The 19,562-nt window shown below is 62.9% G+C and carries 17 protein-coding genes; 11 read left to right on the top strand and 6 right to left on the bottom strand.

All coding sequences use genetic code 11. The annotated features are described in order from the left end of the window. Window positions 1–42 precede the first annotated feature (42 nt). The 8 genes from otnK (at window position 43) to FY112_RS10645 (ending at window position 9,869) form a co-directional block, all read left to right on the top strand. Entirely contained in the window at window positions 43–1,323 is a 1,281-nt protein-coding gene (gene otnK, locus FY112_RS10680; RefSeq protein ID WP_131708049.1) for a 3-oxo-tetronate kinase, read from the top strand. Window positions 1,324–1,478: 155 nt separating this feature from the next. After that, window positions 1,479–2,315 carry a GNAT family N-acetyltransferase gene (locus FY112_RS10675; RefSeq protein ID WP_131708048.1) on the top strand — a complete coding sequence of 279 codons (837 nt, stop codon included), beginning with the start codon at window positions 1,479–1,481 and terminating at the stop codon, window positions 2,313–2,315. 13 nt (window positions 2,316–2,328) lie between these two features. Further along, window positions 2,329–3,705: an aspartate aminotransferase family protein gene (locus FY112_RS10670; protein WP_131620221.1), complete on the top strand. Its 1,377-nt coding sequence runs from the start codon at window positions 2,329–2,331 to the stop codon at window positions 3,703–3,705. Window positions 3,706–3,928: 223 nt separating this feature from the next. Further along, complete coding sequence (locus FY112_RS10665; RefSeq protein ID WP_151518362.1) at window positions 3,929–4,642, top strand: HAD-IA family hydrolase; 714 nt, start codon at window positions 3,929–3,931, stop codon at window positions 4,640–4,642. Window positions 4,643–4,705: 63 nt separating this feature from the next. Beyond that, window positions 4,706–6,316, top strand: a complete 1,611-nt coding sequence (locus FY112_RS10660; protein WP_151518361.1) for an ABC transporter substrate-binding protein — start codon at window positions 4,706–4,708, stop codon at window positions 6,314–6,316. An 87-nt stretch (window positions 6,317–6,403) separates the two neighbouring features. Then, on the top strand, window positions 6,404–7,354 hold the full coding sequence (locus tag FY112_RS10655) for an ABC transporter permease (protein ID WP_011649368.1): 951 nt from the start codon (window positions 6,404–6,406) through the stop codon (window positions 7,352–7,354). Next, a complete protein-coding gene (locus tag FY112_RS10650; RefSeq protein ID WP_151518360.1) occupies window positions 7,351–8,217 on the top strand; it encodes an ABC transporter permease in 867 nt (288 codons plus the stop codon). Before FY112_RS10655 ends, FY112_RS10650 begins: the two co-directional genes overlap by 4 nt. Continuing rightward, window positions 8,214–9,869 (top strand): ABC transporter ATP-binding protein, encoded by a 1,656-nt coding sequence (locus FY112_RS10645; protein WP_151518359.1) that lies wholly within the window; start codon window positions 8,214–8,216, stop codon window positions 9,867–9,869. Before FY112_RS10650 ends, FY112_RS10645 begins: the two co-directional genes overlap by 4 nt. Window positions 9,870–10,251: 382 nt before the next feature. Here FY112_RS10645 and FY112_RS10640 read toward each other — a convergent pair whose 3' ends face one another. Beyond that, window positions 10,252–10,728, bottom strand: coding sequence for an Lrp/AsnC family transcriptional regulator (locus FY112_RS10640; RefSeq protein WP_025397104.1), 477 nt, complete (start codon window positions 10,726–10,728; stop codon window positions 10,252–10,254). Between the two features lie 232 nt (window positions 10,729–10,960). Between FY112_RS10640 and FY112_RS10635 the strand changes: the two genes are divergently transcribed. Continuing rightward, entirely contained in the window at window positions 10,961–12,286 is a 1,326-nt protein-coding gene (locus FY112_RS10635) for an FAD-binding oxidoreductase (protein ID WP_131719005.1), read from the top strand. 111 nt (window positions 12,287–12,397) lie between these two features. Here the strand turns inward: FY112_RS10635 and FY112_RS10630 are convergent, their stop codons facing one another. The 4 genes from FY112_RS10630 to FY112_RS10615 are packed head-to-tail and all read right to left on the bottom strand — an operon-like array spanning window position 12,398 to window position 17,023. Next, window positions 12,398–13,249, bottom strand: a complete 852-nt coding sequence (locus tag FY112_RS10630; protein WP_131719006.1) for an alpha/beta hydrolase — start codon at window positions 13,247–13,249, stop codon at window positions 12,398–12,400. An 11-nt stretch (window positions 13,250–13,260) separates the two neighbouring features. After that, the gene (locus FY112_RS10625; RefSeq protein WP_131719007.1) at window positions 13,261–14,748 is read right to left on the bottom strand and encodes an NAD-dependent succinate-semialdehyde dehydrogenase; all 1,488 of its coding nucleotides are present in this window, start codon (window positions 14,746–14,748) and stop codon (window positions 13,261–13,263) included. A 14-nt stretch (window positions 14,749–14,762) separates the two neighbouring features. Beyond that, on the bottom strand, window positions 14,763–15,992 hold the full coding sequence (locus tag FY112_RS10620) for an iron-containing alcohol dehydrogenase (protein WP_131719008.1): 1,230 nt from the start codon (window positions 15,990–15,992) through the stop codon (window positions 14,763–14,765). After that, the gene (locus tag FY112_RS10615) at window positions 15,989–17,023 is read right to left on the bottom strand and encodes an Ldh family oxidoreductase (protein ID WP_131719009.1); all 1,035 of its coding nucleotides are present in this window, start codon (window positions 17,021–17,023) and stop codon (window positions 15,989–15,991) included. The genes FY112_RS10620 and FY112_RS10615 overlap by 4 nt, the downstream gene beginning before the upstream one ends. A 96-nt stretch (window positions 17,024–17,119) precedes the next feature. Here FY112_RS10615 and FY112_RS10610 point away from each other — a divergent pair, with 96 nt between their 5' ends. Together FY112_RS10610 and FY112_RS10605 are read left to right on the top strand one after the other, a co-directional pair. Then, complete coding sequence (locus FY112_RS10610) at window positions 17,120–17,818, top strand: GntR family transcriptional regulator (RefSeq protein WP_131719010.1); 699 nt, start codon at window positions 17,120–17,122, stop codon at window positions 17,816–17,818. A gap of 55 nt (window positions 17,819–17,873) precedes the next feature. Then, window positions 17,874–18,467, top strand: coding sequence for a DJ-1/PfpI family protein (locus tag FY112_RS10605; protein ID WP_131719011.1), 594 nt, complete (start codon window positions 17,874–17,876; stop codon window positions 18,465–18,467). Between the two features lie 73 nt (window positions 18,468–18,540). Here the strand turns inward: FY112_RS10605 and FY112_RS10600 are convergent. Continuing rightward, on the bottom strand, window positions 18,541–19,562 hold a 1,022-nt coding region (locus tag FY112_RS10600; protein WP_151518358.1), incomplete at its 5' end, for a Xaa-Pro peptidase family protein.

Below are 19,562 nucleotides of genomic sequence, written 5' to 3'. Positions count from 1 at the left end.
GGCGGTCTTGGCTGGTTCAAACCCTTTGCACGGAGCTAGACGATGGCTATTCTGCTCGGATCAATCGCTGACGACTATACCGGCGCCTCCGACCTCGCCAACACCCTGACGAAGAACGGTCTACGCACTGTGCAGACGGTCGGCATCCCTGATCCGTCGCTCGCCCTACCGGATGTCGACGCCGTCGTCGTTTCCCTGAAGATCCGCTCCGTCCCGGCCTCGGACGCCGTGGCGGCGGCGGCGAGCGCCGAGCGATGGCTGCGCCGGCGGGGTGCCGGCCATGTGCTTTACAAGATCTGCTCGACCTTCGATTCCACCGATGCCGGCAATATCGGTCCGGTCACCGAGGCCTTGAGCGATGCTGCCGGCGGCGGCATCGTACTGGTAACGCCCGCCTTTCCGGAAACGGGACGCACCGTCTATCTTGGCCATCTCTTCGTCGCCGGACAGCCTTTGAACGAAAGCCCGCTCAAGGACCACCCCCTCAATCCGATGCATGACGCCAATCTCGTGCGGGTTCTGACCCGCCAGTCGCGCAATGTCGTCGGACTGATCGATCTCACGACCATCGCGGCCGGACCCGGCTCCGTCAAAATGAGGCTCGATGCCTTTCGCACCGCAGGCGTCACTGCTGTTATCGCCGATGCGATCTTCGAACGGGATCTTGAAACGCTCGGCGAGGTCGCTCTCGAAACGCCGGTGTCCACAGGTGCGTCCGGCCTCGGCCTCGGCCTTGCCCGTGCGCTCGTCCGCTCCGGCCGGATATCCTCCGGCGGCGCAACGACGGCGGACGCCATTCGCCCCGTGGGCGGACTTTCAGCGATCGTTGCCGGCAGTTGCTCCAAGGCGACGCTCCGTCAGCTTGACGTCGCCGAACGGTCGATGCCCGTCCTGCGGCTCGATCCGGAGCGGCTGCTTGCCGGTCCGGATGAGATCGCCGCGGCGATTTCCTGGGCCGGAGAGCGCATCTCCGCCGGCCCCGTCGTCATCGCCGCGAGTGCTGCGCCTGAAACCGTGTCCCGGCTGCAATCGCTCTATGGACGAGAGGCCTCCGGCCACGCGATCGAGACCGCGACGTCGATCATCACAGCCGAACTGGTGGAGAGAGGCGTGCGGCGCCTTGTGGTCGCCGGCGGCGAAACCTCAGGCGCCGCCGTCGACCGGCTCGCCATTCCGGCATTTCTGATCGGCCCGGAGATTGCGCCCGGCGTGCCGGTGCTGCGCACAGTCGGCAATGCCCAGGGCGATATGCTACTGGCGTTGAAATCAGGAAACTTCGGAGGCGAGGATTTCTTTACGGCAGCGCTGGCGATGATGCACTGACAGACCTGGGACCCGATGAATATCGGTCGGTTCTAGCATAAGATGCGGCGCTCCATGACAGCAACGCCATAAGATACTGCTTGAACCACGGCCTTCAGACGATCTGCCCGCCGGTGCTCCGGCAGACTGGCGGGTACAATATGAAGGACGCCCCCATGCAAGCAAGTCAGATCGAAATCGTCCCGTTCGGCCCCGACCATCTGGAAGCCGCCGTCGCGCTCTCAAGACAGGCGGGCTGGCCGCATCGGACGGAAGACTGGCAGCTGGCGCTCGCCTTGAGCGACGGGATGGTTGCGGTCGAGGACGGCAGGGTCGTCGGCACCGTCCTCGTTACGCCGTACAAGAGAGATTGTGCGACGATCAACATGGTCATCGTCGACGAGTCGATGCGCGGCCGCGGCCTCGGCCGCAAGCTAATGGACGCCGCATTGCTGGCCGCCGGAGACCGGCCGCTGAGGCTGGTGGCGACGACGGCAGGCCTGCCGCTCTACCAGAAGCTTGGCTTCCACGAGACGGGAACCGTGGCGCAACATCAGGGCCTTGCCGGAGACATCGCCGCGCCGGCGGAAACGCAAGCCGCCACCGACGCCGACCTCCCTGCTATCGCGGCACTCGACCGCCTTGCCTTCGGCGCCGACCGCGAACGGCTGCTCTCTTATTTCACCGGGATCGGCGAGTTCGCCGTCATTCGTCGCGACGACCACGTTTCCGGCTTCGCTTGCCTGCGTCCCTTCGGCCGCGGCGAAGTGATCGGACCCGTGGTGGCCGCCGACGTCGGCGAGGCCAGGAAACTCATCGAACATTTCATCGCCAAGCGGTTCGGGCAGTTCCTCAGGGTCGACACCACGGCCGAGACCGGGCTTTCCCCGTGGCTCGCCGAACACGGGCTCGCCCATGTCGGCGGCGGAATCACCATGAAAAAGCCCTTCGTCCACCACGCCGCCGAACCGGCCGTCACCACCTTTGCCCTCGCCAGCCAGGCACTCGGCTGATCCGGAGATCTCCATGTACAGCAATTCTCTCATTGAACTCGATCGCGCCCACCTCATTCACCCTGTCGCCTCCTATCGAGGCCATGAAAAGCTTGGCGTGCGCGTGCTGGCCTCGGCCAAGGGCGCGACGGTCACCGACGCCTCCGGCAAGCAGCTGATCGACGGCTTCGCCGGACTCTGGTGCGTCAATGCCGGTTACGGCCACGAGAGCATCGTCGAGGCAGCGGCCCGGCAGATGCGCGAGCTTCCCTATGCGACGGCCTATTTCGGCCTCGGCTCAGAGCCCGCGATCCGGCTTGCCGGCGAACTCGCCGACCGCGCACCGGGCGATCTCAACCACGTCTATTTCACGCTCGGCGGCTCCGATGCGGTGGACAGCACGATCCGCTTCATCCGCTATTATTGGCATGCCCGTGGACAGCCTCAGCGCGATCAGTTCATCTCCGTCGAACAGGGCTATCATGGCTCCTCGACGGTCGGCGCGGGTCTGACCGCGCTACCTGCCTTCCATGCCGGCTTCGGCGTTCCATTCGATTGGCAGCATAAGATTCCGTCTCACTACGCCTATCGCAACCCGGTGGGCGACAATCCGCAGGCGATCATCGACGCCTCGCTTGCGGCGCTGAAAAGCAAGGTCGAGGCGATCGGGCCGGAACGCGTCGCCGCTTTCTACGTCGAGCCGATCCAGGGATCGGGCGGCGTTCTGGTGCCGCCGAAAGGCTGGATGAAAGCCATGCGCGAATTCTGCCGCGCGCACGACATCCTTTTTGTCGCGGACGAGGTGATCACCGGCTTTGGCCGCACCGGCCCGCTTTTCGCCTGCAGCGAGGATGAGGTCGTGCCCGACTTCATGACGACCGCCAAGGGCCTCACCTCGGGCTACGTTCCCATGGGCGCCGTCTTGATGGCCGATCACGTCTATCAAACGATCGCCGAGGGCGCGGGTGCTGCCGCCGTTGGCCATGGCTATACCTATTCGGCCCATCCCGTCAGCGCCGCGGTCGGCCTCGAAGTCCTGAAGCTCTACGAAAACGGCCTTCTCGAAAACGGCGTCAGGGCCGGCGCACGGCTGATGCGGGGCCTGGAATCGCTGAGGGATCATCCGCTCGTCGGCGATGTCCGCGGCCGCGGCATGCTGGCCGCCGTCGAGCTGGTGGTCGACAAGGTGAACAAAACGCCCTTGCCGGCATCTGCCGAACCCGCCCGCCGCATCTTCGATCGCGCATGGGAAAACGGCCTCGTCATCCGCGCCTTCGGCAATGGTGCAATTGGCTATGCTCCGCCGCTTTGCTGCACAGAGACGGAGATTGACGCGATCGTCGAGCGCACCCGCATCACGCTGGACGAGACGCTGGAGGATCCGGATGTGCGTCGGGCGCTGCAGGCCTGAGAATATCGGGAAACCGTCAGATTCGGTATTTTGTGCCGCCTCATGGCGTCTATTCGGCGAATCCGGCGCAGTGCAGGTGACAAACTGAAGTCAACGAAAGGCCTGGATCCCGGTAGATGCGGGCCTTCCCATAAAAGAGCGGGACAATGACCCCGCCGGCGGAACAGAATTTTCTTCTTCGAGAAGCCGAGCTCCCATCGGAGCCGAACACTGGGGAATTCACGTGAGCAAGAGCCTTTCGGAATTCAAATACATGACCTTCGACGTCGTCGGCACGCTTATCGACTTCGAGGGCGGCCTCAAGACCTGCTTCGCCGAGATTGCGGCCGAGGTCGGAAGCACAGTCGACGGCGAGCAAGCGCTTAGCCTCTACCGCGCAGCCCGCTATTCCGAGCATGCCGATCTCTTTCCGGACGACCTCGTGCGCGTCTACCTTGCGATCGCGCCGAAGCTCGGCCTGCCCACTGAGCAAAAATATGGCGAACGCCTGCGGGATTCGGCGAAGAGCTGGAAGGGTTTTGCAGACAGCGCCGCGGCGCTGGCAAGTCTTGCGAAAAATTACCGCCTCGTGGCGATGACCAATGCCCGCCGCTGGGCCTTCGATTTCTTCGAGAAGGAACTCGGCAATCCCTTTTATGCCGCCTTCACCGCAGATGATACCGGGACCGAGAAACCCGATCCCGCATTCTTCGCGAAGGTATTCGACTACGTCGCCTCGGAAGGACATTCGAAGGAAGACATCCTGCATGTCGCCCAGAGCCAGTACCACGACATCGGGATCTCCAAGAAACTCGGGCTGACCAATTGCTGGATCGAGCGACGACATGCCGAGAAGGGTTACGGCGGCACGATCGAACCGGCTGAGTTCACCAAACCCGATTACCATTTCACCTCCATGGCCGGCCTTGCCGATGCCGTGGCCGCCGCGCGCGCCTGACTTTGAAAGCAGATCGGGCCTGCCCGCAACGGGCAGCCCGCCACACAAGAAAAGGGGAATGAGATGAACGACAAGATCACCAATTGGACCAGATCCGACGATGCCATGGTCGAAAGCGCCATCCGTCGTGGCGCCACTCGTCGCGAGTTGCTGCATATGATGCTTGCGGGCGGTGTGGCGCTGTCTGCCGGCGGGCTCGTGCTTGGCCGTGCCGGCAAGGCGCTTGCCGCCACGCCCGTTTCCGGCGGCTCGCTCAAGGCGGCCGGCTGGTCGTCCTCCACAGCCGATACGCTCGACCCCGCCAAGGCGTCGCTCTCCACCGACTATGTCCGGTGCTGCTCCTTCTATAACCGCCTTACCTTCCTCGACAAATCAGGCACGCCGCAGATGGAGCTTGCCGAAGCGATCGAGTCCAAGGATGCGAAGACCTGGACGGTCAAGCTGAAGAACGGCGTTACTTTCCATGACGGCAAGCCGCTGACCGCCGATGACGTGGTTTTCTCGCTAAAGCGCCATCTCGACCCGTCCGTCGGCTCAAAGGTCGCCAAGATCGCCGCCCAGATGACCGGCTTCAAGGCGGTCGACAAACAAACCGTCGAGATCACACTCGCCAGCCCGAATGCCGACCTGCCGACCATTCTGTCGATGCATCATTTCATGATCGTCGCCGACGGCACGACCGATTTCACCAAGGCCAACGGCACCGGCGCTTTCGTCAAGGAAGTCTTCGAGCCGGGCGTCCGGTCCGTCGGGATCAAGAACAAGAATTACTGGAAATCCGGCCCGAATGTCGATTCCTTCGAATATTTCGCGATCAGCGACGACAATGCCCGTGTAAACGCACTGCTTGCGGGCGACATCCATCTCGCAGCCACGATCAATCCGCGCTCTATGCGCCTCGTCGAGGCCCAGGGCGACGGCTTCACCTTGTCGAAGACCACGTCCGGCAACTATACCAATCTCAACATGCGACTGGATATGGAGCCCGGCAACAAGCGCGACTTCATTGAGGGCATGAAGTATCTCGTCAACCGCGAACAGATCGTCAAATCGGCGCTGCGCGGTCTCGGTGAAGTCGGCAACGATCAACCCGTTTCGCCGGCGAACTTCTATCATGACGCAGAGCTGAAAGCGCGAGCCTTTGATCCTGAGAAGGCGAAGTTCCACTTCGAAAAGGCCGGCGTGCTTGGCCAATCCATCCCGATCATCGCTTCCGATGCGGCGAGCTCGTCGATCGACATGGCCATGATCATCCAGGCGGCCGGCGCCGAAATCGGCATGAAGCTCGATGTTCAGCGAGTGCCATCTGATGGCTATTGGGACAATTACTGGCTCAAGGCGCCGATCCACTTCGGCAATATCAACCCGCGGCCGACACCCGATATCCTCTTCTCCCTGCTCTACACCTCGGACGCTCCGTGGAACGAAAGCCACTACAAGTCGGAGAAGTTCGACAAGATGCTGATCGAGGCGCGCGGCTCTCTCGATCAAGACAAGCGCAAGGCGATCTATAACGAGATGCAGGGCATGGTCGCCCAGGAAGCCGGTACTATCATTCCGGCCTATATCTCGAACGTCGATGCGACGACCGCCAAGCTCAAGGGCCTGGAAGCCAACCCGCTAGGCGGCCAGATGGGATACGCTTTTGCGGAGTATGTCTGGCTTGAAGCCTGATTAGGCAGGAGACTGGGGCTGCGGCCGCGCCCCAGTTCCTCCATCTGCATTGATGGAACTTAACTCGAACGCAAAGGGAAGACGCCCGTGAACCGCCAGGTCTTATCCCTTGTACTGAGCAGATTGTTCGTCGCCGTGATCACCCTAGTGATCGTCTCCTTCGCCGTCTTCTTTGCGACAACGCTGTTGCCTGGAGATACGGCGACGATCCTGCTCGGCCAAGCCGCCACCCCGGAAGCTGTCGAAGGCCTGCGCAAGGCCATGCATCTCGACGAACCGGCGCTCTTTCGTTTCCTGCGCTGGTTAGTCGGGCTGCTGCAAGGCGACCTCGGCACGTCCTATGCCAACGACATGCCGATCGCCGCTCTCATCGCCGGCCGCTTCGTCAACACGCTGAAACTTGCCGGCGTCACCGCGCTTTTCTCCGTACCGATCGCGCTGACGCTCGGGATCACTGCGGCGATGCTGCGCGGCACCCTTTACGACCGGATCGTCACCGTGATCACCATCGGCGTCATCTCCGTGCCGGAGTTCATGGTCGCGACCTCCGCGGCGCTCATCTTTGCCGTCTATCTGAAATGGCTACCGGCACTTTCTTTCGCCAATGAGGTCCACAGTCTGACCGATCTGTTGCGCGTCTATGCCATGCCGGTGATCACCCTCACCTTCGTCGTGTCGGCCCAGATGATCCGCATGACGCGGGCGGCTGTCATCGAGACGCTCAACACACCCTATGTTGAGATGGCATTGCTCAAGGGCGCCTCCCGGCCGCGCATCGTCTTTCGCCATGCACTGCCGAATGCGCTCGGCCCGATCGTCAATGCCGTTGCGCTTTCGCTGTCCTATCTGCTCGGAGGCGTCATCATCGTCGAGACCATTTTCAACTATCCCGGTATCGCCAAGCTGATGCTGGATGCCGTCGCCACCCGCGACCTGCCGCTGATCCAGAGCTGCGCGATGATCTTCTGTCTTGGCTACCTGCTGCTGATCACCATCGCCGATATCATCGCCATCCTTTCCAATCCGAGGCTCCGATGACCATGACCAGTTCCGAAACCACCTCCGGCCGGCTGTCCGGAACCCGGTTTGGCTATCGCTTCAACATCGTCGGCGCGATCGGCTTCACTGTGATCCTCTTATGGGCGCTCGTCGCGATCTTCGCGCCATGGATCATCCCCTACCCGGTCGGCGAGATCATCGATCTCGACTATTTCGGCCCGATGAGCCGGGAACTCTGGCTCGGCTCCGATTATCTCGGCCGCGACATGCTCTCAAGGATTCTGATGGGCGCGCGCTATACGGTCGGCATCTCGCTGGCGGCGGTCACGATCGCCTGCTCCAGCGGCGTCGTGCTCGGCATGATCGCAGCTGTCGCCGGCGGCTGGCTGGACACGATCCTCAGCCGCTTCCTCGATGCGCTTAACTCCATCCCGAGCAAGCTGTTCGGTCTGGTGGTCGTCGCTGCCGTCGGCTCCTCGGTCCCGGTGCTGATCATGACGCTGTCGGTGATCTACATCCCCGGCGCTTACCGCTTCGCCCGGGCGCTCGCGGTCAACATCAATGCGATGGATTTCATCACCGTCGCGCGTATCCGCGGCGAAAGCACCCTCTATCTCATTCGCTCGGAAATCCTGCCCAACATCGTCGGGCCGGTGCTTGCCGATCTCGGCATCCGCTTCGTCTTCATCGTTCTGTTGCTCTCCGGGCTTTCCTTCCTCGGCCTTGGCGTCCAGCCGCCCTATGCCGATTGGGGTGCGCTGGTGCGCGAGAATATCGGCGGCCTGCCATTCGGTGCGCCGGCGGTGATGTTTCCCTCGTTTGCCATCGCCAGCCTGACGATCAGCGTCAACCTGCTGATCGACAACCTGCCGCAGAAAATCCGCGACCGGAGTGTGTCATGAGCAATTTCATCGAAATCCGTGACCTGAAGGTCGAAGCCACCACCGATTCCGGCCGTCGCGTCGAGATCATCAAGGGTGTCAGCCTCGATGTTGCCGAGGGCGAAATCGTCGCGCTGATCGGCGAGAGCGGCTCGGGCAAGACAACCATCGCCCTGACCCTCATGGGCCATACGCGTGCGGGCTGTCGCATCTCCGGCGGCAGCGTTTCGGTCGGCGGCAAGGACATGGTCACGCTCAGCGAGAAGCAGCGCGCCAAGGTGCGCGGCACCAAAGTTGCCTATGTCCCGCAATCGGCGGCTGCCGCCTTCAACCCGGCCACATCGATCATGGACCAGGTGATCGAAGTCACGCGTATTCACCAGCTGATGTCGCCGGACGAGGCGCGTGCCCGGGCCGTCGAACTCTTCCGGGCGCTGTCCCTGCCGGACCCCGAGACGATCGGCAGCCGTTATCCGCACCAGGTTTCCGGCGGCCAGCTGCAACGTCTGGCGGCCGCCATGGCGCTGATCGGCGACCCGACCCTCGTCATCTTCGACGAGCCGACGACGGCGCTCGACGTCACGACCCAGATCGAAGTGCTGCGGGCTTTCAAGTCGGTCATGAAGAAGGGGGGCATCGCTGGCGTTTATGTCTCGCACGACCTTGCCGTCGTCGCCCAGATCGCCGACCGCATCGTGGTCCTGAAAGGCGGAGAGACCCAGGAAACCGGCACCACCGGCGAAATCCTCAACAATGCCAAGCACCCCTATACCAGGGAGCTGCTCGCAGCCTTCGAACCGAAACCGCGCGGCGCAACTGGCCCGGCCGAACCAGCGACCGCTCCCCTGCTGAGCATCGAAGATCTCGTCGCGGGTTATGGACAGCGCCAGGCTGACGGCCTGCCGCTCGTTCGCGCGGTCGAGCATGTCAGCCTGAAGGTGGAGAAAGGCCGTAATCTCGGCATCATCGGCGAATCCGGTTGCGGCAAGTCGACGCTCGCCCGCACCATCGCCGGCATCCTGCCGGCCGCGGTCGGCAAGATCGTCTTCGACGGCACGGAACTGCATCGCAACGCGCGCGAGCGTTCGCGTGATGAGCTGCGCGAGATGCAGATCGTCTTCCAATATGCCGATACCGCACTCAACCCGGCAAAATCAGTCGAGGACATCCTCGACAGACCTCTGGTCTTTTACCACGGCATGGATCGAAAGGCGCGGAACGCCCGGATCGATCAACTGCTTGACATGGTGCGCCTGCCCCGCAACCTGCGCCATCGCCGGCCGGGCGAACTCTCGGGCGGGCAGAAGCAGCGCGTCAACTTCGCCCGGGCGCTCGCCGCCGATCCGAAGCTGATCCTCTGCGACGAGATTACCTCGGCGCTCGACACGGTTGTCGCCGCAGCGGTCATCGACCTGCTCAAGGAATTGCAGCGCGAACTCGGCCTCTCCTACATCTTCATCAGCCACGACCTCTCAGTGGTAGAAGCGATCTGCGATGAGATCGTCGTGATGTATGGAGGCCGGAAGGTCGAGGAGATCACCTCATCGACGGTGAAGGCGCCGCAACACCCCTATTCGCAACTGCTCTTCTCATCGGTGCCAACGCTCGATCCGGCCTGGCTCGACGGGCTCCAGCAGGATCCGGAACTGGTGCGGACCTATTGCAGGCACTGAGCGCCGATTCAAGGCGTTGCCGCGCTGCCCTGCTCGGAGCCAAAAGCGAGATGCTTGCCGGACTTTAGCGCGCACCCGGTCAGGTCGTGCTGGAACGTCTCCGGCCTCACGGCAGAGATCAGCAAGTGGCAAAGAATATGGCTTTAGAGAGCAGGCCCGACATCCTGTCGCAAGTCCTTCCAACCAGTATGGAACTCTTATTATAGGGAGAACAACCTGCGACAGAGAGAATCGGCCTCTCGATTGGGTCGAGGAGGTGCAGTTGGGTAAGGTCGATCTGGAGCCCTGACAGAGTGCGTTGGGACATTCGGCCACGGGGGCGGACGAAAGGACATCCAGCCGTGATATCAGGAGCGGCTCCCTGTGCGGTCCTTCTCGCCGACTAATGCGGAAACAAGGTGGTGAGCGGCATGTGGGCCTTGATGATCGGCGACTTGAGGACGACGAAGCTGAAATATTTGTCGATGCCGACATCCAGGTCAGTCAGCCGCTCCATGATCGTCTGGTATTCGTCGATGCCGGCGGTGACGAACTTCAGCAGATAATCGTAGCCGCCCGAAACGAGATGACATTCGATCACCTGATCGACCTTCTCGATCGCCGCCAGGAAGCGGGCGAAGTCGATCTGCCGGTGGTTCTTCAGGGTGATCTCGGTGAACACCGTCAGCGTCTGCCCCAGTTTGCTCACGTTGATCTGGGCTGAATAACCTTCGATGTAGCCCTCCGACTGCAGCTTCTTCACCCGCATCAGGCAGGGGCTCGGCGACAGATTGACCAGTTCGGCGAGTTCCACATTCGTGACGCGGCCATTCTTCTGCAGTTCGTAAAGGATTTTTACGTCGATTCGGTCGAGTTTCATCTCACACGCCCTCACTTGCTGGAGATCGCCAATGACGCAGCAGATTATGCTGCTTGTTCCCGACACCAACCTTAACACATGACATTGATCTGTCGATCGCGTTGCGAGACAGGCCGAAGCACAAACGGCTGCTGGCATCCTCCCCACGCGGAATCTTCTGCTGCCACCAACCGATCTCCGGCAAAGCCGTGGCGTCGGATCCGCTACACTACGCTAAAACGGAGACTCTCCCATGCCCGCACCGCTCAATCGCGTCGACACCACGCCGGAACTGCCTCCCACCGCTGATGTCGTGGTGATCGGCGGCGGCATCGTTGGCGTTTTCGCGGCCTACTATCTCACCCGGCGCGGATTGAAGGTCGCCCTCGTCGAGAAGGGCCTGATCGGCGCCGAGCAGTCGAGCCGCAACTGGGGCTGGTGCCGGCAGCAGAACCGCGACGCGCGCGAATTGCCGATGTCGACGAAGAGCCTCGATTTGTGGGAGCGTTTCGCCACTGAGACCGGTGAGGACACCGGCTTCCGTCGTTGCGGTCTCTTCTACCTCAGCAATAGCGACGAGGAACTGTCCGGCTGGGCCCGTTGGCGCGATTTCGCCCGCTCGGTCGGCGTCACGACACATATGCTGAGCAGCGCGGAGGCAACCGAACGCGGGCATGCCACCGGCACCTCATGGAAAGGCGGGGTGTTTTCGCCGACCGACGGCACCGCCGACCCAGCGAGCGCTGCGCCGGCCGTCGCGCGTGCGATCCTCAAGCTCGGCGGCACGGTGCATCAGTCCTGTGCGGCCCGCGGCCTCGACGTCGAAGGCGGCAGGCTCTCGGGCGTCGTCACCGAGCATGGCACGATCCGGACAAAGATCGCGATCCTCGCCGGTGGCGCCTGGGCCTCCTCCTTCTGCCGCCAGCTTGGCATTCGATTTCCGCAAGCCTCGATACGTTCCTCGATCCTCTCCGTATCCCCAGGCGCGAGCGGCCTGCCGGATGCATTGCATACATCAGCCGTGTCGGTGACGCGACGTCGCGATGGCGGCTACACGCTGGCGATCAGCGGCCGCGGCCGCGTCGATCCGACGCCGCAGCAGCTTCGCTTCGCGCGGCAGTTCCTGCCGATGTTTGCCCGGCGCTGGCGCAGTCTCGCACCCGGCGGGTTGGAAGGTTTTCGCTCAGGGCATGAATCTCTGGCACGCTGGCGGCTCGACAGGCCGACACCGATGGAGCGCATGCGCATCCTCGACCCGGCGGCAAACGAGGCCACCATTGCCCTCACGCATTCGCGGGCGCTCGAGCTTCTTCCCGCATTGAAGAAAACCGATATCAGCGCGGCCTGGGCAGGCTATATCGATAGCACGCCCGACGGCGTGCCGGGGATCGGCGAGATCGCCACCTTGCCCGGTTTCATCCTCGCTGCCGGCTTCAGCGGCCACGGCTTCGGCATCGGGCCGGGCGCCGGCCATTTGATCGCCGATATCGTTACAGGCGATGAGCCGATCGTTGATCCCAGGCCCTACCACCCCGAGCGCTTCGGTACATCCGCCTGGGGCAAAGTGGCTGATTTCTAGGGAGCAGTCGGCCTTTGCGCAATGTCGGCAACGCGGATCGGCACGGCTTGGTACCAGCCACAAGAGCTGATGCATCACGTTTCGATTGCCACGATCACGACAAATCGGCGATCAGAGGAAGAGTGATCGCTTCGGTTCCTCACCGGCATCATTGGCAATCAAGGCGTGCAATGCTGCCGCCACAGCTGTGCCAGCGACGGCGAGATCGCGTACTGTGCTCATGTGATTGCCGTCTGCGACCTGCGATGCCCGCACGTCAAGGCCTTGGGCGGCAAGAATGTCCCTGAAAGCATTTGCCTGAATTTTGAACGGATCAGTTTCCAGTTCCCCGCTCATGATAGCCACACGCGTTGCAGGGTCGTGCTCGTGACGCATGGGCGTAAACCGTCGCACCTCCTCGTCGCTCAAGGCAATTTCATCGCGCAGGAAAGACCTCTGCAGGGGTTCGAGATCGTATAGCCCGCCAAGCAGGAAAGCAGCACCTACGCCCGAAGGCGCTGGCGAGCGATGGAAGAGAAAGGTTGCAAGATGTGCGCCGGCGGAGTGACCGCTGACGGAGAATTGCTTCGGTGTGGCGCCAAAACGATCGGCATGCGCCAGCAAGAATGCCTTGGCCCTGAGGACCTGACCAACCAGGACGTCCATTCTCGCCGTGGGCATCAAGGAATAATCGACGATGGCTGCGACCGCGCCGGCACCGGTAATGGTCTCAGCGATGCAGGAATAGTCCTCCTTGGAAAACATCCGCCAATAGCCGCCATGGATGAACATGTGGATCGGCAAGTCCGAGCCGGCGCTATCTGGCAGGAAGATGTCGAGCGTCTCGCCAGGTCCAGCCCCGTAGGCGATGTTGGCCTCCATGGCGACAGTGCGCCGCGTTGCAAGGCTGCGAGCTCGGATATCGCCAACGATCGCGTCGAAATCTGCGACATGGTCCCGAATGCGGAACGGATCGGCGGCCACAGGTTCCTCCCTCAGAAACTTGTCGCAATGTACTTGGCTTCCATGAACTCCGCGATACCGTGATGCTGCCCTCCTTCACGTCCAAGGCCGCTCTGTTTCACACCGCCGAAGGGGGCAGCGGGATCGGAGACCAGTCCACGATTAAGCGCAATCATGCCGGCCTCGACCTTAGAGGCGACCCGCATGCCGCGGCCAATGTCGCGGGTATAGATGTAGGCGGCGAGGCCATATTCCGTATCGTTGGCGGCAGCGATGACCTCGGCCTCGGTCTCGAAACGATAGAGCGGCGCGACGGGACCGAAAATCTCCTCGCAGCCCATGTCGGAGGCCGGGGGAACATCGACAAGCACCGTCGGCGGATAAAAAAAGCCGCGTCCGGCTAGTGTTCGTCCGCCGCAGAGGACGTGCCCGCCGCGCGAAATGGCGTCCGCAACCAGGCGCTCGATCTTCTCCACCGCCTTGCGCGTGATCATCGGACCGCATTCCGTATCCAGATCCACACCCGGGCCAACCCTAAGGGCAGCCATGCGTCGTGTAAATTTTTCCGCGAAGGCATCGTGGATACCGGACTGGACATAAATGCGGTTTGCAGCCGTGCAGGCCTCACCCGCATTGCGCATTTTCGCGATCATCAGACCTTCGATCGCCGCGTCAATGTCCGCATCGTCGAAAACAATGAATGGCGCGTTGCCGCCGAGTTCCATGGAACAGGAGATGACATTTTTTGCCGCTTCCGCTAGAAGCGTGCGGCCGACGCCGGTCGAACCTGTGAAGGAAAGTTTTCGCACGCGGGGGTCGGCCAGCATGGCGGCGATGACGGGGCCTGGCGTCGATGTTGTCATCACGTTCACGACGCCCGGCGGCACGCCAGCCTCCTCGTAGAGAGCCGCAAGCGCATAGGCCGTCAGCGGCGTCTCGCTCGCCGGCTTCAGGATGACGGTGCAGCCTGCGGCAAGGGCAGGCGCGATCTTGCGGGTCGCCATCGCGGCCGGGAAATTCCATGGTGTGATGAGAACGCAGATGCCGATAGGCTGGTAATCGACGACGATGCGGTTTCCACCGGCCGGGGCAACGCCGAACTCTCCGGAAATGCGCACCGCCTCCTCGGCATTCCACCGAAAGAACTCTGCTGCATAGGCGACCTCGCCGCGCGCGTCGCGCAACGCCTTCCCGTTCTCGAGCGAAATGAGCCCGGCGAGCGTTTCGGAGCGCTCCACCATGAGTTCGAAGCAGCGGCGCAGGATCTCGGAACGCTTTCTCGGCGGCGTCTCGCGCCAGCTTTCCGCCGCACTTGCCGCAGCCTCCACGGCCGCTGCCGCATCCGCAAGGGTCGCATCCGGCACGGTGGCTATGATCGCCTCGGTCGAGGGGTCGATCACCTCGAGCCGGCCCTCGCCCGCTGCAGGCCGCCAGGCGCCGCCAATATAGAGGCCGTCGGAGAACGCGCTGAGCCCGAAGGGATCGTGGTCTGGATGCGGAGAATGCTGGTTGACGTTCATGATGATTTCCCAGGTCAGAGGGCGGAAGCGGCCAGATCGCCGTCATAGGCGGCGCGCACCAGGCCACGCATGGCGGCGGCATCGAAGGAGCGGGGATTATTCTTGATCAGCCGGCCGATGCCGAGCGCCTGCTCGGCCGCCCAGTCGATCCGGTCTTCCGGCAGGCCGAGCCCGGCAAGCGTCGGAGCGATGCCAATCGCGGCAAAGAGGCGGCTCACCTCTGCGATCGCGGCATCGGCAACCGTTTCGTCATCCTCCACTCCGGTGGGATCGAGGCCGAGCGCCCTGCCGACAATGGCGATGTCCGCGCTCGCGACGCGGCGATTATATGTCATCACATAGGGCAGCATGGTCGCAACCCCGAGGCCATGCGGCGTATGGGTCAAGGCCCCGACCGGATATTGCACGGCATGGGCCGCAGCGGTGCCCGCCGTTCCGAAGGCGCAGCCGGCTGCGAGCGCGCCCATCATCACATCGGCGCGCGCATCGATGTCGGCGCCGTCGACGAAGGCCTTTTCCAGGCTCCGGCTGAGGAGCCGGATGGCATGCAGCGCGAACTGGTCGGAGAGATCGCTCTTGCCGATGAAGACATGCTGCTGCGCGAGTTCAGGATCGCCGGGGCGGCGCATGGCCGTGAAGGCTTCTATGGCATGCGTCAACGCATCCGCACCGGCAATCGCCGTGAGCCCAGGCGGGCAGGATAGGGTCAGTTCCGGGTCGCAGACCGCCGCTGCGGCGATGAGATATGGGCTAGAAATGCCAACCTTCAGGATACGATCGGGATCGGAAACAACCGCAACCGGCGTCACCTCTGAGCCCGTGCCTGCCGTCGTCGGCACGGCGATGACTGGCAGGACGGGCGCCGGCACCTTGAACTCACCGTAATAATCGGCGAGCGCGCCGCCGTGAGCGAGCAGGAGCGAAGCGCATTTGGCCATGTCGAGACAGCTGCCTCCACCGATGCCGATCACCATATCCGGCTCAAAGCCACGCGCGGCCTCAACGCAAACCGCGACCGTATCTTGCGGCACGTCCGGCAGCGTCTGGTCATGCACCAGGACGACGATGCCGGCCGCTTCGAGCGCGGCGATCATTTCCGCGAAGACGGGTGTCGCGGCAAAACGCGCATCCGTGCAGACGAGTGCGCGCCGGCCGGTCCTGCTGGCGACGCTCGCGAGCGCATGGCGCTGGCCGACGCCAAACAGGATTTCCCGCGGCAGCCTCAAGGCGGCAAACAGGCTCATGATCTTTGTCCCTCGAAGGCCAGAATGCGCGGGCGCGAAAGCGCGTTGAGGTCTTCCCAGAGGCGCTGGTCGATCTCGAACCCGTTGCGGCTTGCCGCCGCTCGCCGCCCGCGGGCACGATCGCCCGGGACGAGAACCGGTTCGCCGGCGCTGGCGGGTGGTGAAGCGCGCACGGCATCGAGATAGGTCGACAGCCGCTCCGGCAGTCCCGGCGCCAGATTGGGCTCGATCAAGATGAAGACGTCGCCCTTGTTGCACGGCGACTGGCTGTCGAGCGTGCCGCGCGCATCCGGCGCGAGCGCCGAGCCGGCAAGAGCTGCCACCAGCAGCTCCAAAGCGATACCGAGGCCGTAGCCCTTCGCGTCGCCAAAAGGCGCAATCGCGCCGGCCTTCGCACGCCCCGGATCGGTCGTCGGCTTGCCGGTCGCATCGCGCGCCCATCCCTCGGGAATAGGCCTGCCGGTCGCCGCGTGGTGATGGATCCTGCCCATCGGCACGAGGCTGGTGGCCAGGTCGAGCACGAGCGGTTCTTCGGCGGTCGGCACGGCGATGGCGATGGGGTTGGTGCCGAGCATGGCCCGGGTACCGCCGAAGGGATGGACCAGCGCCTCGCTCGACGAAAGCGCGATGCCGACGAAACCCAGTGCGGCGATGGCCTCCACATAATGCGCGAGCATGCCGAGATGGTTGGCATTGCGCACGGCGACGAGGCCGATGCCAAGATCCGGAATGTGAGGCGCCAGCCGCTCGATCGCGGCCATGGCGACGACAGGGCCAAATCCCGACGAACCCTCCACCTCCAGCACCGCATCCGCGCGCCAGCGCTGCGTGCCCTTCGTCTGCGGGTCAATGACACCGCGCTCGATGCGCTCGACCAGCCGTGGAAGCCGGTACAGGCCATGCGAAGGGTGCCCCTTCATATCGGCCGTGACCAGGATGCGAGCCTGCAGGGCCGCATGGTCACGCGGTGCGCCATGCTCTTCCAGCAGGCGGGTGGCAAGCGCAAGCGCTGCCGCTTCGGATATGCGCATGATTTTTCCTCCCTATATTAAATCGTATAGGATATAGGATTGTCTTGGCCGCAGCATCGTGCTAGCGATTGAACCTGTCAAGAGGCAAGGCAGCAGATGATTTCGACGAGACCGAAGGAACCCTCGACGGGCACAACCCAGATACCGCGCGCCAACAGCCTGGCGGGCGACGTCTACGAGGCAATCTTCAACCAGCTCATGTCGCTGAAGATCGCGCCGGGGACGCGCATCACGGTCGACAACCTGGTCAGGGAATTCAACGTCTCACACACCCCTATCCGCGAAGCCCTCGGCCGGCTTGAAGGCGAAGGCCTCGTCGTCAAGCAGCATCTGGTCGGCTATCGTGCCGCGCCGCAAATCACGCGCCACCGCTTCGACGAACTCTATGAACTGCGCCTGCTGCTGGAACCTGCCGGCGCTGCGAAGGCAGCCGAGGCGATGAACGACGAAAAGCTGGCCATCCTGACGGAGGCCGCAGGAGTGATGACACGCAGCGACAACAGGGACGAACGAGCGAACTATTCGGCCTTCGCCCGCAAGGATGCCATTTTCCATGACCGCATCATGGAATTTGCCGGCAACGAGTTGATCCGCGAGATGCTGACATTCCAGCACACGCATTTCCATATCTTCCGCCTGATGTTTCATCGCCGTGTCACCGAGGAGGCCCTCGCCGAGCATCAGACGCTGCTTGATGCCTTCGCGGCGCGCGACCCCGGCGCGGCTGCGAACGCAATGCGCATCCATATCGAACATTCGCGCGACCGGCTGTTGCCGGCCTTCGACGAAATCTGAGCAACCCAGCAGGCAAGGTCGTGCCTGCCCGATCTGACAATGAGGAGGAGAACCCATGCCAGGCAAGAAAATCCTGATGCTCACCGGCGATTTCACCGAGGAGTACGAAATCTTCGTCTTTCAGCAGGCGATGGAGGCGGTCGGCCACACGGTGCATATCGTGTGCCCGGATAAGAAGGCCGGCGACATCCTCAGGACGTCGCTGCACGATTTCGAGGGAGACCAGACCTACACCGAAAAACTCGGGCACAACGTCACTATCAACAAGACGTTTTCCGAGGCCGAGAACCAGCTCGATCAGTATCACGCCGTCTACTGCGCCGGCGGGCGTGGACCGGAATATATCCGCACCGACAAGCGGGTGCAGGCGATGGTGCGTCATTTCCACGAGCAGAAGAAGCCTATCTTCACCATCTGCCACGGGGTCCAGATTCTGATCGCGGTCGACGGTGTCGTTCGCGGCAAGAAGGTTGGTGCACTTGGGGCATGCGAACCGGAGGTCACCCTGGCGGGCGGAACCTATATCGACCTGTCGCCAACCGAAGCCTATGTCGATGGCACGATGGTTTCGGCCAAGGGCTGGACGGCGCTCGCCGCCTTTATCCGCGAATGCCTGAAGGTGTTGGGAACGGAGATCCACCACAGCTGAGACGACGGCACCAAGCAACGAAAGGCCCGGCAGGTGACATCTGCCGGGCCTTTTTTTTGCAATGGGCCTGCAATCACGCTCCGCCGCGGTTCCAGCCGCGGCCACGGTCGCCGAACATTTCATAGCCGCCATCGGTGATGGCAAGCGTATCCTCCAGCTTGATGAATCCGCGCTTCGGGTGAAGCATCGTCGTCTCGACCGAGATCACGCTCCCGGCCTCCAGCGGTTTGTCGGCATCGATGCCATCATAGGTGACGGGGTGGTTCGTCATGAGGAATGGCGCTTCGTGGGCGATGAGGCCCATGCCATGGCAGAAAAAGTCGGTGAAGGCCGCCGACGGCGAGGCCTTGAGCTCGGCCTCCGCTGCCACGATCATCTCCTTGCCCGCAGCCCCTGCCCTGACCTGGGCGAAGGCCGCTTGCTGGATGGATTCGACTTCGGCCAGAAGGTCCTCCAGCTCCGCATCCGGCTCGCCGAGCACACCCATGCGGCAGAGGTCACCGATATATCCGTGATAGTTTCCGCCGGAATCGATCGACAGGATCTCGCCCTCGGCCCAGGCCTGCGGCGAGCCCGCGCGATTGTGGCTGGAGCCGAGCGTCAGCAGGCAATATTCGAAGTGCAGGCCGCGGTTCGTTTCCTCCCGGCGCAGTTGCTCGATGATCTCCATCTTCGTCGAGCCGGCGCGGGCCGCCGCGATCGTCGCCAGCATAGAGTCGGTGATCAGTTCGGAAGCGCGTCTCAGCTTTGCCAGTTCATCCGGCGTCTTGACCGCCCTCAGCCGCTCCAACACATGCGTGGCATCGACAAATCGAGCGCCATCCAGCCGAGAGGCAAGCAGGTCGCGGGCGTCGGATGGCAGGAAGGCTGGCTCGATGCCGATGCGCCCACCGGCCTTGCCTATTTTCTTCAGGTGCTCGACGGCGAGCCCTGCGGCATCCTGCGTGCCCCAGCTCGCCGTATGCACGGCAGGCGTCCAGAATGGATTGTTCTGGTGCTCTGCGCCCTCCATGCGGTTACCCACATAGGCGGAGTGATCAGGCGCGCCTTTCTCATAAATCACCATCGGCAGGTACCGGCTATGCCCGATCGCAT

Origin of the sequence: Rhizobium sp. PEPV16 (assembly GCF_008919455.1) — a bacterium.
Classification (GTDB): Bacteria; Pseudomonadota; Alphaproteobacteria; order Rhizobiales; family Rhizobiaceae; genus Rhizobium; species Rhizobium leguminosarum_Q.
Note: the sequence above shows the minus strand (reverse complement) of the source record. Positions and strands in the feature narration are given on the sequence as shown.